The sequence below is a fragment of the Nonomuraea glycinis genome (assembly GCF_014646515.1).
Lineage (GTDB): Bacteria > Actinomycetota > Actinomycetes > Streptosporangiales > Streptosporangiaceae > Nonomuraea > Nonomuraea glycinis.
This window is the reverse complement of the sequence record NZ_BMNK01000004.1, coordinates 97,725-112,713: the sequence shown is the minus strand read 5'-3', so window position 1 is coordinate 112,713 and position 14,989 is coordinate 97,725. Positions and strand designations below refer to the sequence as shown.

Below are 14,989 nucleotides of genomic sequence, written 5' to 3'. Positions count from 1 at the left end.
CGGGCCGGGCAACTCGGCACCAGCGGGTTCATTCTAGCACCGACAGGAACAACACCGGACGTGCGCACACCGGGACATCCGGTACGGACGGGCCGCGTCGTACCTCAGGCAATCGGCTTGTAGAAGAAGCTGCAGTCCTGCAGCGAGCCGTCGGGGTCGGCGGCGTAGCCGGGGACGACACCGAAGAGGGTCCAGCCGCCGGTGAGGTAGAGCCGCTCGGCCGCACTGCCGGTCCTCGTGTCCAGGACCAGCAGGGAGACGCCGGCTTCGACGGCCGCCGCCTCGACGGTGGCCAGCAGGGCACGGGCCAGTCCCCTGCCGCGGGCGTCGCGGTGCACCAGCAGCTTGGAGACCTCGGCGCGGTGCCGGGAGTTGGGCTTGCCCGGCAGAGCCAGGCTGACGGTGGCGACGATCCCGCCGGCGTCGCGGCAGACCCAGACGATAAGGCTGCCGTCGGCCACCGCCGGCGCCCGCTCCCGCCACCAGACGGCCGCGGCCTCCCGGTCGAACGGCGTCAGGAAACCCACCGAGGCGCCGTCGTCGACGGCATCGGTCAGAACCTCGGCGAGGCCCTTGACGCAGCCGGGGAAGTCTTCGGCGGGCAGGCGTTCGATGGTGTGCACGGGGGTCTCCGATTCTCGGGTCAGGGCAGGACGACCAGCAGCGCGTAACGTGCCGGAGTGGTGCCGAGGCAGCGGAAGCGTGAGCCGCCCCAGAGGCGGAAGCGCAGGCAGTCGCCGGTCTCCAGCCGGTGCGCCTGCCCGTCGATGGTGATCTCGACGGCCCCGTCCAGCACCCAGAGGTGCTGCTCCAGCCCGGCCACCGGCGGCGCGTCGTAGGAGATGTCCGCGTCCGGCAGCAGAAGTCCCTCGACGACCTCGCCACGCAGCCCCGCATGGGGCGGGGAGACGGACCTGCGGGTGAACCCCGACGCCCGGTCGCGCCACACCGCCTGCTCGGCGGCGCGCACCACCCCCGGTGGCTCGGACTCGACCTCGGCCAGCAGCCGCGACATCGTCCGCTCGTAGACCGCGCACAGCCTGCCCAGCAGGGCGGCCGTCGGGCTGATCTCCGCGCGCTCCAGCCGCGACAGCGTCGAGCGGCTGACGCCGGACCTGACGGCCAGCTCGTCCAGCGACCAGCCGTGCTCCGTCCGGAGCGCCGCCAGCCGGTGGGCGAGCCGTTCGTCCAGAGAATCCTGTCTCACATCTGAGACGATATCTCATTGTTGAGACAATCCTGAATGGTGCGCAGCGCCTGATAGACATGCTCGGCCCGGGTACGGACGCTCAGCACGCACAGGCGCAGATAGAACCGGCCGTCGATGGCGGTGCTGGACAGGTAGATCCGCTGGGTGGCGTTGATCCTGGCCAGCAGGTCGCGGTTGGCCTCGTCCGCACCGCGCAGCCGGAACACCACGACGGACAGATCCGGCTCCCACGGCAGCTCGACGCGCGCATCCTGGCTCAGTTCGCGGTGCACGAACGCGGCGAGGTCCAGCTTCTCCTCCAGCGCCTCGGCGAAAGCGCGCACGCCGTGCAGGTGCAGCGGCAGCCACAGCCGCAGACCGCGGAACTCCCTGGTCAGCTCCACGCCCAGATTCCCGAAGTCCGGCAGGTCGCCCAGCCGGTCGAGGTCCTGCAGATACTGCCCGTCAGCGGCATGCGCGGCGTGCAGTACGGCAGGGTCGCGCACCAGCAACACACCGGTCCCGTACGGCATGAAGAGGCTTTTGTGCGGGTCGAACGCGACCGAGTCGGCCTCCTCGATGCCGGCGAGCCTGGCCCGGCCGCGCCCGGTGAGCCGGAAGCCGCCCCCGTAAGCGGCGTCGACGTGGAACCAGAGCCCCTCGGCGCGCGCCAGCCGGGCGAGCTCGGGCAGGGGATCGACGGTGCCCGTGCTGGTGGTCCCGGCGGTGCCCGCCAGCAGGAAGGGCCGCAGCCCGGCCGCCCGGTCGGCCGCGATCAGCTCGGCGGCGGCGCCGACGTCCATCCTGAGCTCGGCGGTGGCCGGTACGAGGCGCACCCGGTCGGCCGGCAGGCCCGCGATCCTGGCGGCCTTGGCGACACTGAGATGGGTGTGCTCGGTCACGTACAGGGTGCCGTCGCGGGCGTCGTCGCCCAGCCGGTCGTGCCGGGCCGCGACCACCGCCGACAGCGTCGCCAGCGAGGCGCCCGTCGTGACCACCCCGCCCGCACCGGCCGGCAGGCCGAACATGTCGCACAGCCAGGTCAGCACGCTCTGCTCCATGGCGACCAGCGCGGGGGCCGTCTGCGCGACCCCGGTGAACCGGTTGGCCGCCTGGGCCAGCATCTCGGCCAGCACCGAGGAGACCAGGCCGCCCGCCGGGAAGTAGGCGAGGTAGCCCGGACCCGCCGTGTTCACCCCCTGGCCGGCCGCCTGGCGGAAGGTCTCCAGCAGCTCGTGGAAGTCCCCCGGCTCCGCACCCGGCGGCCGCCCCAGCAGCAGCTCCGCCAGGTGCCCGGCCTGCCGGTAGTCGCTGGCCGGGGCCGACTCCAGCTCGCCGATCCGCTCGGCCAGAAAGTCCACCGCGTATCGGCCCAGCTCGGCGACCATGTCCTGGTCGAGGTCAAGGGGAAGAGCGAGTCGCTCCTGATGGCTCGTCATCCGGACACACTAGGAGGTACGGCATTGGCAGGAAATCGAGGGCGACGCCAGGTGCGACCGGTCGCGGAACCCGATGTTGGGACCAATGGCATCCGCGGCGGGGACTTCGGCCCCGGGCGTGACCCACCGGCAGCGGTGAAGCTGGAGGGAAGCGAAGGAGATGGGGACATGGCCGGACAGATCGTGGTGGGTGTGGACGGGTCGGCGCCGGCGACGGCGGCGGTGGAGTGGGCCGTGGCCGACGCCCGCCGCAGAGGGCGCGACCTGAGGATCGTGCACGTCTGTGAGCAGTGGCCGCCCGGAAGCGACGGTTACGAATACTGCGTCGGCACCCTTGAGGCGGCGGCCGACCGGGCCCGCGGGCTGGGCGGCGGCGTGGAGGTGACCACCGCACTCCTGCCGGGGACCGTGGCCACGGCCCTGATCACCGAGTCGGAGACGGCGGACAGCCTGGTGCTGGGCAGCAGAGGGCTCGGCGGCTTCGCCGGGATGGTGGTCGGCTCGGTCGGCATGGCCGTGGCCGGGCACGCCCGCGGGCCGGTCGTCGTCGTGCGCGCCCCCTCCGTGACGGAACACGGCCGGATCGTGGTTGGCGACGACGGCTCCGAGCACGCCGCCGCGGCCATGCGCTACGCCCTCGAGCAGGCCCGCGCCCGCCACACCGAACTGCACGTCGTTCACGGCTGGCAGATGCCGGCCTTCTCGCCGTACGCGGCGGCGTACGACGGGCTGGTGGAGCGGATCATGCAGGAGGAGATCGACGCGGCACGCCAGCGGGTGATCTCGTGGCGGGAGCAGCACTCCGACCTGCTGATCACCGACGAGCAGGTCTGCGACCACCCGGTCTCCGCGCTGATCAAGGCGTCGGAGACCGCCGACCTGGTCGTGGTGGGCTCGCGCGGGCTCGGCGGCTTCGCCTCGGCGGTGCTCGGCTCCGTCGGGCACGGCGTGCTGCACCACGTGACCTGCCCGGTCGCGGTGGTACGGCCCCGCCGCAGCGACGATCAGGGGCCCGCAACCCCCTAGATCACACGTCCGCCATCACCCGGCTCACCCTGCCGACAGCACCGACGAGCCGCCCACGCGCTGGGCGGGCGCGGACGTTCGCGCCCGGAATGCTGACGAAGGTCCCAGACCTTGGGGCGGAACGGCCCTGGCATCCTCCGGCCTCGCCGCCGGAGGATGAGGGCATGGAACTTCGCCAGATCGTCGTCGGCGCCGACGGCACCCCCGACTCCGACGCCGCGCTGTTGTGGGCCGTGGACGAGGCCGTTCGCGACCAGGGCCGGCTGCTCATCGTGCACGCGTGGGGCACCCGTACCGAGACCAGGGCCCCGTACGCCCGCTACTCGCCGCGCGATGACCTGGCCTCCGAGCTGTCGTCCGCGACGGCCGTCCTGGAACGGGTGACCGGGCTGGCGCGGGAGGCGGGGCCGGACCTTCAGGTGGAGTCCCGGCTGGTGCGCGGCAGGCCGGAGACGGCGCTGCCCCACGCGGCACACGGCGCCGACCTGCTCGTACTCGGCTCGGCAGCGCAGCGGGCCGGGGACGGCAGGCTGGGGGCGGTGTTGCTGTCCTGCCTGCGCCGGCAGCCCTGCCCGGTCGTCGTGGTGGACGCCCTGACACCCGCAGCCCGTCAGCGCATGCCGGTCGGCTCAGCCCGGTCCCGCTGACCGGACTCTCCGCGACAAGCGCCTGGCCCGCTGACCGGACCCTCCTCGTCAGCGACGAGCCCGGTAGCGGTGAGGGTCCTCGGGGCACGAAGGAGCTGAGGTACTGCCGCAGCCACCGCGAAAGGCCGAAGATCCCATCCACCCGGGTCCTGCGCCTCCCGCTCCGCGCGGCACCCCGGCGATCAAGTGGAGGCATGGACGTAACGACGCATGTGTCGGCCGGGATCAGTGACACCGAAGCCGCGCGACTGCCGGCCGAGCACGGCCCCAACGAGCTGCCGGAGCCGAGACCGCCGTCCGTGCCGATCCGGGTCGCCCGCCAGCTCGCCGACCCGCTGTCGATCCTGCTGCTGATCGCCGGGCTGGTCACGCTGGTGGTGCTGCGGGAGGTGCCGGAGGGCGCGGCCATCCTGGCCATCCTGGTCGTCAACGTGGTCATCGGCGTGAGCCAGGAGGTCAAGGCCGAGCAGGCCGTACGCTCACTGCGCTCACGCCGTTCCTGTGCGATCTCGTACGCGCCGTTCATCGCGGCATAGATCGCCGTTGAGCGGGGACGTCGTCGGGTGTTAGGGGTGACTTTGATGAGCAGGTTCGTGGTCGTGGGAGTGGACGGTTCGAAGGCCGCGGCCGGGGCGCTCGACTGGGCCGTGGACGACGCCGCCAGGCGCCGGCTCGCCCTGCGCGTGGTGGTCGTGCGTCAGCCGTGGGTCGCCGAGCACCCGCACAGCGGCGTGCACGAATCCCACACCGAGCAGTGCCAGCGGCTGCTCGAAGCCGCGGCGGACCAGGCCCGCGCCCGCGCACCCGGCCTGGGGACGACCACCGCCATGGTCACCGGCGCGGTGGTCGAGCGGCTGCGGACCGAGTCCGAGACCGCCGACACGGTGGTGATCGGCAGCAGAGGGCTGGGCGGGTTCACCGGGCTGGTGCTGGGCTCCGCCGGGCTCGGCCTGGCCGGGCACACGCGCTGCCCGCTCGTCATCGTCCGCGGCCCGGTGCACGTGAACCACGGCGAGGTCGTCGTCGGCTTCGACGGCTCCAGCGACACCGACGCGGCCGTCGCGTACGCGCTGGAGCAGGCGGGCGCGCGGGGCGCGCGGCTGCACGCCGTCTACGGCAGGCCGTACCCGAGGACCGCGCCCCATCCGGCCGGCTACGGGCCGCTGCCGCCCGAGGACCTCGACCTGGAGGAGCGGCTGCTGCCCTGGCGGGAGCGGTACCCGGAGGTCGAGGTGGCCGGGTCCGTCGTGCGCGGGCATCCCGCGCCGGCGCTGGCGGACGCCTCCCGCGACGCCGACCTGCTCGTGCTCGGCTCGCGCGGCCTCGGCGGGCTCGCCGCGGCCGTGCTCGGCTCGGTGAGCCACGCGGTCCTGCACCGCGCGCACTGCCCGGTCGCCGTCGTCCCCCTGCGCGGCGACCCGCCCTCACCACCCCACCCCGCCTGACCGCCGCCCGGCCCCACGCAGCCACCGAGACCAGCGCCGAAGCCGCCGCGCCCAAGGTCGGCCGAAGCCGCCGCGCCCAAGGTCGGCGCGAAGCCGCCGCCCGTTGCCGGTCGGCGGCTTCAGGTCGTACGGGTCACAGGCCGTGGATGCGGCGGCCGGTGATCTGCGACGGGATGATGCGGACATAGAGCCGGCGGTCGCCGCCCGCCCACGGGCTCACGTCCGCGCCGATCAGCGCGGCCGTCTCCTCCTCCGACACGTGGTGCGCCGGCCCCTGGACCAGGACGCTCCAGCCCTCACGGTGCGCCTCGTCGATCTGGTCCACCTCGAAGCCGACCTTGATCTCCACCCCTTGCATGCCGGTGCGCAGGTCCTGGTCCATCGGGCCGCCCGCGGCCGTGCGGAACAGGATGGCGCCCTCGTGCACCTGGTAGTTGACGGGCAGCACCGTGGGGCCGTGCGAGCCGTTGAATGCCACCCGCCCGATGCCGCCCGGCGCGATCAGCCGCAGGCACTCCTTCTCGTCGAGCTCCTCCAGCACCGGCGCCGCCGCTGCGGGGCCGCGCCCCGGAGGACGGTCCGCGGCGCCGCCGAGCAGCTCGTCGACGGTGGTCTCCAGCGCGCCGGCCAGGCGGGCGATGGCGTCGGTGCTCGGGCTGCCGGTGCTCTCCTCCAGGTATTCGACGTACCCGGGTGTGACGGCCGCCCGCTCGGCGACCTGCTCGCGGGTGAGTCCGAGGCGCTCGCGGTGATGCGCGATGCGGCGTCCGAGATCGCCGGTGCCGGTCATGTTCATTCCCCCTCGTTCAAAGGTGACGATGCGGCTTGCGCCACGGATCAGTGTCTCGCCGTTCACGCGCATCTCGCCGTCGCGCGCGTCGATCTTGTACGGTACCCCGCGCACCTGAAGGTTCAGCGCCACGCCCCCGCAGCGGTCCGGCAGCATCGGCTCCGCCCAGAGGCCGTCACCACGCGCCTCCAGCCCCAGGTATCGGCGTTGGAGCAGGTCGAGCGTGCCGGCCATGGCGCCGAGGTGGATGCCCTCCTCCGTCGTGCCGCCCTGCACGTCCCTGATGTCGCTCATCAGCGCCTCGCCGAGCAGCTTGCCGGACTCCTCGTGCTCGGCCTCGGCCAGCACCTGGGCGTGCACGACGGCGCTGAGCGTGGAGCCGTGGCTGGTCCGGTCCAGGTAGTAGCGGATCGTGCGCGGGATCAGGTCCGGCCCGGCCGGACAGCCGAGCCGCTCGAGGATCGCGCGCAGCTCCCCGCTGGTCAGCAGGTAGCACAGCATCAGCGTGTCGGCCTGCTTGGCGGCCTTGTAGCGGTTGACGTCGTCGCCCTCGGCCTCCAGAGCCCTGTCCAGCCTGCGCACCCCCTCGTACCGCGCCCAGTCCAGCTCGGCCAGGTCCGCGTAGCCGCTGAACTGGCTGATCACGCCGTCGTGGAAGTCGACCCGCATCCGCCGGGTGATGTCGTCCCAGCGCTCGGCCTCCCGCTCGGACACGCCGATCGGCAGGTGGCGAAGCTCCAGGGCGCGCATCAGCAGCCACACGGTCATGACGTTGGTGTAGGCGTTGTTGTCCAGGCCGGGGGAGGGGGCGCCGGGACGGCCGGTGTGATACTCGTCGGGGCCCATGACGCCGCGGATCTCGTACCGTCCAGAAGGCTCGTCGAGGACGGCGAGCGAGGCGAAGAACCGCGCGATGTCGATCAGCAGCTCCACGCACCACGGCGGGGAGGAGCCGGTGGCCAGGCGGTGCTGCCACACGTTGTAGGCGATGGCCAGGCCGACGTGCCGCTGCAGGTGGGAGGTGTCCGGCAGCCAGCGGCCCGAAGCCGGGTTGAGGTGCAGGGTCTGCGTCTCCTCGCGGCCGTCGCTGCCGCTCTGCCAGGGGAACATCGCGCCGTCGAACCCCTCGGCGCGCGCGGCCGCCCTGGCCTCCGGCAGCCGCCGCCACCGATAGCGCAGCGGGCCGAGGGAGACCTCGGGGAAGCGCAGGTTCAGCCACGGCAGCACGAACAGCTCGTCCCAGAACACGTGCCCCCGGTACGCCTCGCCGTGCAGTCCCCGGGCGGGCACCCCGACGTCGAGGTCGGCGGTGTGCGGCGACAGCGTCTGCAGCAGGTGGAAGATGTGCAGGTGGACGATCCGGGCGAGCTCCGGGTCGGTGAAGTCCATCCGGGCCCGCCGCCACAGTCCGTCCCACGCGGCGGCGTGCCTGGCCAGCAGTTCCTCGAAGCGGGGCGCCCGCCGCGCCTGACGCAGGGCGGCGGAGCGCGGGTCGTGGATGGCGTGGTCGCGCGAGGTGACCAGCGCCACCACCTTCGTCACCGTCGCGGGCTCCTCCTGGACGAGATCGAGCACCAGGTCGGAGGTGACGGCGGTCCGTTCGGCGGTCACCTCCGGCCGCGCCGGCGCGTCCAGGCGGGCCGCCAGCGCGACGGTGATCCGCGAGGAGCGGGTCACGGCGGTGAGCCAGGTGAGGTCGTCGCGGGAGCCGGTGGCGTGCCCGGTCAGGTGGTCGCCGCGCAGGTCGCGGTAGCGGGCCACGCCCCGGTTGGCGACGTCGCCGTGCAGGGCGGCGCGCACCCGCAGCGGGCCCGACCAGTTCTCGGCGGTGAAGGTGGTCTCCAGCGCCGCCAGCAGGGAGTCGGCCATGGACACCAGCCGCCGCTGGCGGACCCGGGTGACGCGGCCCGCCTCGTCCCGCCGGCGCAGCGTGCGCAGCAGCACCCCGTGGCACAGGTCGAGCTCCTGGTGGTAGTCCAGCAGGCCGGGCCGCTCAGGACGGAAGAAGTCGCAGCCGGGTGTGGCGAAGGTCAGCGGCAGCCAGTCGGGCAGGTTGACGAGGTCCTCGTTGATCACCGTACGGCCGGCGATCGGCGAGGTCAGCCGGTCGTAGCAACCGGCGGCGTAGGTGCCGGGGGTGCGGGTCAGCCCGTCAGGGGTGGCCCCCCGGGTGGCGAACCGGCCGTTGCCGAGCGTGCACAGCGCCTCCCGCAGCCGCTCGGCGCCGGGATCGAAGCCGTCGTAGGACAGCGTCCAGGCGTTCATCGCGGTCCCACGGGCACCCGGCCGGTGACGGACAGCTCTGCCAGGTCGCTGACGACGGCGTCGGCCCCGGCGGCGCGCATCGCCGCCGCCTGCGTCCTGGACCGGTCCACGCCCACGACGAACCCGAATCCGCCCCGGCGGCCGGCCTCCACGCCGGGCAGCGCGTCCTCCACGATCGTCACCTCGTCGGCGGGCAGCCCCAGCCGGCGCGCGGCCTCCGCGAACAGCGCCGGGTCGGGCTTGCCCGGCAGGCCGAGCCGGGCCGCGTCGTTCCCGTCGACCAGCGCGTCGAACAGGTGGATCAGCCCCGAGGAGGAGATGACGGCGTGGCAGTGGCGGCTCGCCGACACCACGGCGGTGCGGCAGCCCCGGCGGCGCAGTTCGTGCAGCAGCGCGACCGTCGAGGGGAAGGCGGCCACCCCGTGCTCGGCGATCTGCTGGACGAACAGCGCGTCCTTGGCCATGCCGAGGCCGTGCACGGTCGGCGCGTCCGGCTCGTCGTCCGGCCCGCCCTCCGGCAGGGAGATGCCCCGGGAGGCCAGGAACGTGCGCACGCCGTCCAGGCGTGGCCGCCCGTCCACGTAGCGCAGGTAGTCGGCCCGGATGTCGAACGGCGCGGAACGGCCGCGCAGGAAGCTGTCGAACACGTGCTTCCAGGCGGCCGCGTGCACCCGCGCCGTGTCGGTGACCACGCCGTCGGTGTCGAACACCACGGCGCGCTGGCTGGACAGATCGATGGCGGCCATGCAAGGACGCTACCCGTGCGATCCGGCGCCATCCATGGCCGTTGGACCAGGCTCGACGGGACCTCTGGCCCTGCCCGACGGCGGCGGGCCGCGATGCGATGGAAGTCGACAGAAGGAGGACATCATGATCATCGTGGGTGTCGACGGCTCCCTGGCCTCGCGGGCGGCGGTGGAGTGGGCCGCCAATGACGCGTTCAGGCTGCACCTGCCGCTGCGGATCGTGTACGCCGTGGACCGGGGCCCGTTCCAGATCTCGAAGAACCCGGCGGAGGCGTCGCAGGACGGGCCGCGGCGGGTGGGCCGGCAGGCCCTGGCCGAGGCGGTGGCTCTGGTGCGGGAGCGCCGGCCCGACGTCGAGGTGACCGCGGATCTCGTCGAGGGCTCGGCGGTGAGCGTGCTGCGCCAGGAGGGAGAGCGGGCCACTGAGCTCGTCATCGGCAGCCGTGGTCGCGGCGGGCTCGCCGGGGCGCTGCTCGGCTCGGTCAGCACGCACGTGGCCGGGCATGTCCGCTGCCCCGTGGTGGTCGTGCACGGTGAGCGGCGGCCCCCGCGCGGGGAGGTCGTCGTCGGCGTCGACGACACGCCCGAGTGCGAGCCCGCGCTGGCCTACGCCTTCGAGCAGGCCCAGGTGCGCGGCGCCACGCTGCGCGCCCTGCACGCCTGGCAGGCGCCGGTGCACGCCTTCGTGCCCGAGGTCACCTACGACCCGGACGAGGTCGGCACGGCACGGAACCAGGCGGTGGCCGAGCGGGTGGCGGCGTTCCAGGCCACGTACCCGGAGGTGAAGGTCGTCCAGGACGTACGGCCCGCGTCGCCGGCCGAGGCGCTCGCCGAGGCGTCAGCGGGCGCGGACCTGCTGGTCGTGGGATCGCACGGGCATGGCGCCGTGGCCTCGGTGCTGCTCGGCTCGGTCAGCCGCGCCGTGCTGCACCACGCCAGGTGCCCGGTGGCGGTCGTCCGTCCCCGGGCGTGAGGACCAAAGACCGGACCGGGCGGGACCTTAGCCGCTGCCACCGCCGACCACCGCGGCGCAGGCTGGGAGACGAGAGAGAGGTGGAGATCATGGCGATCCAGGTCAAGGACGTGATGGGGCGCGTGGCCATAGCCGTGCTGAAGGAGGCGTCCTTCGGCGACATCATCGGCGCGATGAAGCGTTACGCCGTCGGCTCGGTCACCGTGATCGACGCCGACCGCTGGCCGGTCGGCGTCGTCTCCGAGGACGATCTGCTGCTCAAGGAGACGGATCAGGTACGGCACAGCGTCTCGATCTTCGAGTCGCGCAGGTCGCGGCAGGAGCGCGAGAAGGCCGCGGGGGTCACCGCGGTGCAACTCATGACCACACCGGCAATCACGGTGACCCCCGGGACGCCGGTCCGGGAGGCCGCGCGCCTGATGCACGACAAGCACATCAAGCAGCTGCCCGTCATCGACCCGGCGACCGGGCGCATCGTCGGCACCGTGCACCAGCGCGACGTGCTGCGGGTCTTCACCCGGCCGGCCGCCGAGCTGGAGGCGGAGATCCGCGGGCTGCTCCCGGACCTCGGCGCGTTCACCGTCGAGATCGACGGGGGCGTGGTCACCATCGGCGGGCACGTCACCTGGAACTCGCGGGCCATCGCCCTGGTGGAGACGATCCGCGGCGTGGAGGGCGTGGTGGACGTCGTCTCCGGGATCACCTACGACCAGCAGGACCTGATGATCGTCCCGCCCCTGATGTGAGAGCTCCACCCGAACCACCGCCGAGCCGATGCCCCGCCCCTGACGGGGGCATCGGCTTCGGCACTCCCGAGCGCGTCCTGACCTGCGCTTTCGGGGCCTATGGCCTGGCCCGCGCGGGACCTTCGGCACTCACGTACGCCTCACTCGACGTGGTGAGCTGGAGACACATCGTCTCGTTGGAGGTGGGGGAGATGACCGCTACGACAACGCACGCCCTGGACGCGGCCGTGGAGGCCGCCCGCTGGGCTCCTTCGGTGCACAACACGCAGCCCTGGAGCTTCGCCGTGTCGCCCGAGGAGATCAGCCTGCGCGCGGACACGGACAGGAAGCTGCGGGTGAGCGACGAGGGCGGCAGGGAACTGCTGATCAGCTGCGGCGCAGCGCTGTTCACGATGCGTACGGCGCTGCGCCGGGCCGGATTCGAGCAGGTGGTGCGGATCCTGCCCGACCCCGACAAACCGGCGCTGCTGGCGACCGTCAGGGCGGGGGCAGCGATCGAGCCTGACAAGCGCACCCGGCTGCTCAGCGCCGAGATCGAGCGGCGGCGCACCCACCGGGCCGGATTCGTCGGCCTTCCGGTGCCGGACCGGCTGATCGACGCGCTGGTCAAGGACGCCGCCGGCGAGGGGGCCAAGCTCACGCCGGTCAGATCGCCGCAGGCGGTGGAGGTCCTCGCCTCGCTCACCAGGGCCGCCCAGGGGGTGCAGTCCGCGGACCGGCGGTTCAGCCTGGAGGTGATCCGCTGGGCCCGGCCCCCGGGCAGCTCGCGCCAGGACGGGGTGCCGGCCGAGGGCTACCCGCGCGAGCCGGTGCGCACCGACCCGCGCTTCGCGCAGCGCGACTACGCCTGGCGTCACGACTGGGGCGGCGAGGGGGACCAGAGCACGCAGACGTCGGCCGGGGTCGTGGCGATGCTCACCACCTCCGGCGACAGCAGGCGGGACTGGATCGCCGCCGGGGAGGCGCTGCAGCGCGTCCTGCTGCACGCCAGCGCCTACGGCGTCAGCGCCGCCTTCCACACCCAGGTGCTGGAGCTGGGCCACCTGCGCGAGTTCCTGCGCCAGGAGCTGTGCTCCGGCGAGTTCCCGCAGATGATCATGCGGCTCGGCATCACCTTCGAGGACACGAACTCCGTCCGGCGGCCCCTGTCCGACCTGACGGAGTGAGCGGGCTTCCCGCCCACCGAGCTGGGGTGGGCGGCGGCAGGCACGGGTGCGAGACTGGTCCGTATGACGGAGAGCGAGCAGAGCCCGCTGATCCCCCACATGCGGCTGGACGACCTGCTGGCCGAGCTGCAGGTCCGGCTCAACACCGTGCTCGCCACCCGGGACCGCGTGCACGCCCTGCTCGAAGCCGTGGTCTCGGTGGGCAGTGATCTCGACCTGGCGACCGTGCTGCGCCGCATCGTGGCGACCGCCACCAAGCTCGTGGACGCCAGTTACGGCGCGCTGGGCGTGGTCGGGCAGGAGAGCACGCTCGTGCAGTTCATCCCGGTCGGGCTGAGCGAGGAGGAGATCGCCAAGATCGAGCACTGGCCGCACGGGCTCGGCCTGCTCGGGCTGCTGATCAAGGACGCGCGCCCGCTGCGCATGGGCCGGATCTCCGACCACCCCGAGTCCTACGGCTTCCCGCCCGGACACCCGCCGATGGGCACCTTCCTCGGCGTGCCCATCAGGGTGCGCGAGGAGGTCTTCGGCAACCTCTATCTGACGGAGAAGCGCGGCGGGGGAGAGTTCGACGAGGAGGACGAGGCCATCGTCATCGCGCTGGCCACCGCGGCCGGGGTTGCCGTCGAGAACGCCCGCCTCTACGAAGAGACCCGCCGGCGCGAGCAGTGGCTGCAGGCCTCCGCCGAGATCACCACCAGCCTGCTGTCCGGCGCCGCACCGCACCAGGTGCTCACCATGATGGCCCGCCGCGCCCAGCAGATGACCGACGCCGACCTCGTCCAGGTGCTGCTGCCGGAGGAGAGCGGCGGGGTGCTGGGCGTGGACTTCGCCGAGGGGGAGGCCGGCGGGGAGACGATCGAGCTCACCTTCGATGTGCAGGCGACGGCGGCCGGGCGGGTCTACACCAGCGGGCAGGCCGCCTCCGCGGACGAACTGCACGACGGTGACTGCCCGCTGCGCGACCTCGGCTACGGCCCCGAGCTGCTCATCCCGCTCGGCTCCGGCACCAGCGTGCGCGGCGTGCTGGCGCTGGCCAAGCGGTCGGGCCGGCTGCCCTTCAGCGGCGCTGACCTGCGCATGCTGGAGGCGTTCGCCGGTCAGGCGGCCATCGCGCTGGAGCTGGCCGAGACCCGCCGCGACGCCGAACGGCTCGGCCTGCTCGAAGACCGCGACCGCATCGCCAAGGACCTGCACGACGTCGTCATCCAGCGCCTGTTCGCCATCGCCATGACCTTGATGAGCGCGGTCCGGCTGGTGGACAGGCCGGAGGCGTCCAACCGGCTGCAGCACGCCATCAACGAGCTCGACGAGACCATTCGGCAGATCCGCTCGACCATCTTCGCCCTGCAGAGCCCGGCGGGCCCGGCCGGGCCCGGCCTGCGCGCGCAGATCGTCGAGCTGGTCGAGTCCGCCCGCGGTCACCTGGGCTTCATGCCCGGCCTGCGGATGGAGGGCCAGCTGGACAACCGGGTGCCCGACGAGATCGCCGAGCAGCTGCTCGCCGTCCTGCGCGAGGCGCTGTCCAACGTGGTGCGCCATGCCAAGGCCGCCAAGGCGAGCGTGGCGGTGGAGGTGTCGGGCGACGAGCTCGCGCTGACCGTACAGGACGACGGTGTGGGGCTGCCGCGCGAGGGCAGGCGCAGCGGGCTGCGCAACCTGGAGGAGCGGGCGACCGGGCTGGGCGGCTCCTTCGCCGTCACCTCTCCCGAGACGGGAGGCACGGTGCTCAGCTGGGCCGTCCCGCTGTGAGCTCAGTTGTGCCGGTGGCGCGCAGGTGAGCTCAGTCGCGCCGGTCGGCGCGCAGCCGGGCCGACAGGGCCGCGGCCTGGGTACGGCGCTGCATGTTCAGTTTGGACAGCAGGTTGGACACATAGTTCTTGACCGTCTTCTCGGCCAGGAACATCCGCTCGCCGATCTGCCGGTTCGTCAGTCCTTCGCCGATCAGGTCGAGGATGGTGCGCTCCTGATCCGACAGCGCGGCCAGCGGGTCCTGCTTGGCCGACCGGTCCCGCAGCCGCTGCAGCATCGAGGCGGTGGTCTGCGGGTCGAGCAGCGACTGCCCGGAGGCCACCGTGCGGACCGCGCCGACCAGGTCCGAGCCGTGGATCTGCTTGAGCACGTAGCCGGCCGCGCCCGCCATCACCGCGTTGAACAGCGCCTCGTCGTCGGTGTAGGAGGTCAGCATCAGGCAGGCCAGCCCCGGCACCTTGGAGCGCACCTCACGGCACACGTCCACCCCATTACCGTCGGGCAGCCGCACGTCGAGCACGGCCACGTCCGGCTTGAGCGCGGGGATGCGGGCGATCGCGGACTCCGCCGTGCCCGCCTCGCCGATGACCTCTATGTCGTCCTCTGAGTCAAGGAGGGCGGCGACGCCACGCCGGACCACCTCATGATCGTCGACAAGGAACACCCGAATCATGCTCACGACCGTAGTCACTGGTTTCGCCGCAGGGAAGAGACCAAAGTCCCTTCGGCCGAGGTCGTAGGGCTCCGCCAGATCGTGGATCTCCGGGGCATAGGCTCGGGAACAGCTGAGGAAAGAGGGGTAGAC

14 protein-coding genes are annotated in these 14,989 nt (G+C 72.9%); 8 read left to right on the top strand and 6 right to left on the bottom strand.

Going from position 1 to position 14,989, the window contains the following annotated elements:
* Positions 1–104: 104 nt before the first annotated feature.
* Genes IEY87_RS13980 through IEY87_RS13970 form a run of 3 tightly spaced genes read right to left on the bottom strand, consistent with a single transcriptional unit; the run spans position 105 to position 2,628 of the window.
* Positions 105–623: a GNAT family N-acetyltransferase gene (locus IEY87_RS13980; RefSeq protein WP_189139053.1), complete on the bottom strand. Its 519-nt coding sequence runs from the start codon at positions 621–623 to the stop codon at positions 105–107.
* 20 nt (positions 624–643) lie between these two features.
* The gene (locus tag IEY87_RS13975) at positions 644–1,207 is read right to left on the bottom strand and encodes a helix-turn-helix domain-containing protein (protein ID WP_189139052.1); all 564 of its coding nucleotides are present in this window, start codon (positions 1,205–1,207) and stop codon (positions 644–646) included.
* Positions 1,204–2,628 carry a pyridoxal phosphate-dependent decarboxylase family protein gene (locus IEY87_RS13970; protein ID WP_225277346.1) on the bottom strand — a complete coding sequence of 475 codons (1,425 nt, stop codon included), beginning with the start codon at positions 2,626–2,628 and terminating at the stop codon, positions 1,204–1,206. Before IEY87_RS13970 ends, IEY87_RS13975 begins: the two co-directional genes overlap by 4 nt.
* Positions 2,629–2,796: 168 nt before the next feature.
* Here IEY87_RS13970 and IEY87_RS13965 point away from each other — a divergent pair, with 168 nt between their 5' ends.
* The 4 genes from IEY87_RS13965 (at position 2,797) to IEY87_RS13950 (ending at position 5,746) form a co-directional block, all read left to right on the top strand.
* Positions 2,797–3,654 (top strand): universal stress protein, encoded by an 858-nt coding sequence (locus tag IEY87_RS13965; protein WP_189139051.1) that lies wholly within the window; start codon positions 2,797–2,799, stop codon positions 3,652–3,654.
* Positions 3,655–3,818: 164 nt separating this feature from the next.
* On the top strand, positions 3,819–4,301 hold the full coding sequence (locus IEY87_RS13960) for a universal stress protein (RefSeq protein WP_189139050.1): 483 nt from the start codon (positions 3,819–3,821) through the stop codon (positions 4,299–4,301).
* Positions 4,302–4,495: 194 nt separating this feature from the next.
* Positions 4,496–4,837 (top strand): cation-transporting P-type ATPase, encoded by a 342-nt coding sequence (locus IEY87_RS13955; protein ID WP_189139049.1) that lies wholly within the window; start codon positions 4,496–4,498, stop codon positions 4,835–4,837.
* Positions 4,838–4,882: 45 nt separating this feature from the next.
* On the top strand, positions 4,883–5,746 hold the full coding sequence (locus IEY87_RS13950; protein WP_189139048.1) for a universal stress protein: 864 nt from the start codon (positions 4,883–4,885) through the stop codon (positions 5,744–5,746).
* Between the two features lie 133 nt (positions 5,747–5,879).
* On the opposite strand, the gene IEY87_RS13945 is transcribed toward IEY87_RS13950, so the two are convergent.
* Both IEY87_RS13945 and IEY87_RS13940 read right to left on the bottom strand, forming a co-directional pair.
* Complete coding sequence (locus IEY87_RS13945) at positions 5,880–8,801, bottom strand: pyridoxamine 5'-phosphate oxidase family protein (RefSeq protein ID WP_189139047.1); 2,922 nt, start codon at positions 8,799–8,801, stop codon at positions 5,880–5,882.
* The gene (locus IEY87_RS13940) at positions 8,798–9,547 is read right to left on the bottom strand and encodes an HAD family hydrolase (RefSeq protein ID WP_189139046.1); all 750 of its coding nucleotides are present in this window, start codon (positions 9,545–9,547) and stop codon (positions 8,798–8,800) included. Before IEY87_RS13940 ends, IEY87_RS13945 begins: the two co-directional genes overlap by 4 nt.
* Positions 9,548–9,671: 124 nt before the next feature.
* On the opposite strand from IEY87_RS13940, the gene IEY87_RS13935 reads away from it, so the two are divergent.
* The 4 genes from IEY87_RS13935 to IEY87_RS13920 all read left to right on the top strand — a co-directional run bounded on the left by IEY87_RS13935 (position 9,672) and on the right by IEY87_RS13920 (position 14,184).
* On the top strand, positions 9,672–10,520 hold the full coding sequence (locus IEY87_RS13935) for a universal stress protein (protein ID WP_189139045.1): 849 nt from the start codon (positions 9,672–9,674) through the stop codon (positions 10,518–10,520).
* 89 nt (positions 10,521–10,609) lie between these two features.
* The gene (locus IEY87_RS13930; protein WP_189139044.1) at positions 10,610–11,266 is read left to right on the top strand and encodes a CBS domain-containing protein; all 657 of its coding nucleotides are present in this window, start codon (positions 10,610–10,612) and stop codon (positions 11,264–11,266) included.
* Positions 11,267–11,457: 191 nt separating this feature from the next.
* Positions 11,458–12,432 (top strand): Acg family FMN-binding oxidoreductase, encoded by a 975-nt coding sequence (locus tag IEY87_RS13925; protein ID WP_189139043.1) that lies wholly within the window; start codon positions 11,458–11,460, stop codon positions 12,430–12,432.
* 63 nt (positions 12,433–12,495) lie between these two features.
* Entirely contained in the window at positions 12,496–14,184 is a 1,689-nt protein-coding gene (locus tag IEY87_RS13920; RefSeq protein WP_189139042.1) for a sensor histidine kinase, read from the top strand.
* Positions 14,185–14,215: 31 nt separating this feature from the next.
* Here IEY87_RS13920 and IEY87_RS13915 read toward each other — a convergent pair whose 3' ends face one another.
* Positions 14,216–14,857, bottom strand: coding sequence for a response regulator (locus IEY87_RS13915; RefSeq protein WP_189139041.1), 642 nt, complete (start codon positions 14,855–14,857; stop codon positions 14,216–14,218).
* Positions 14,858–14,989 lie beyond the last annotated feature (132 nt).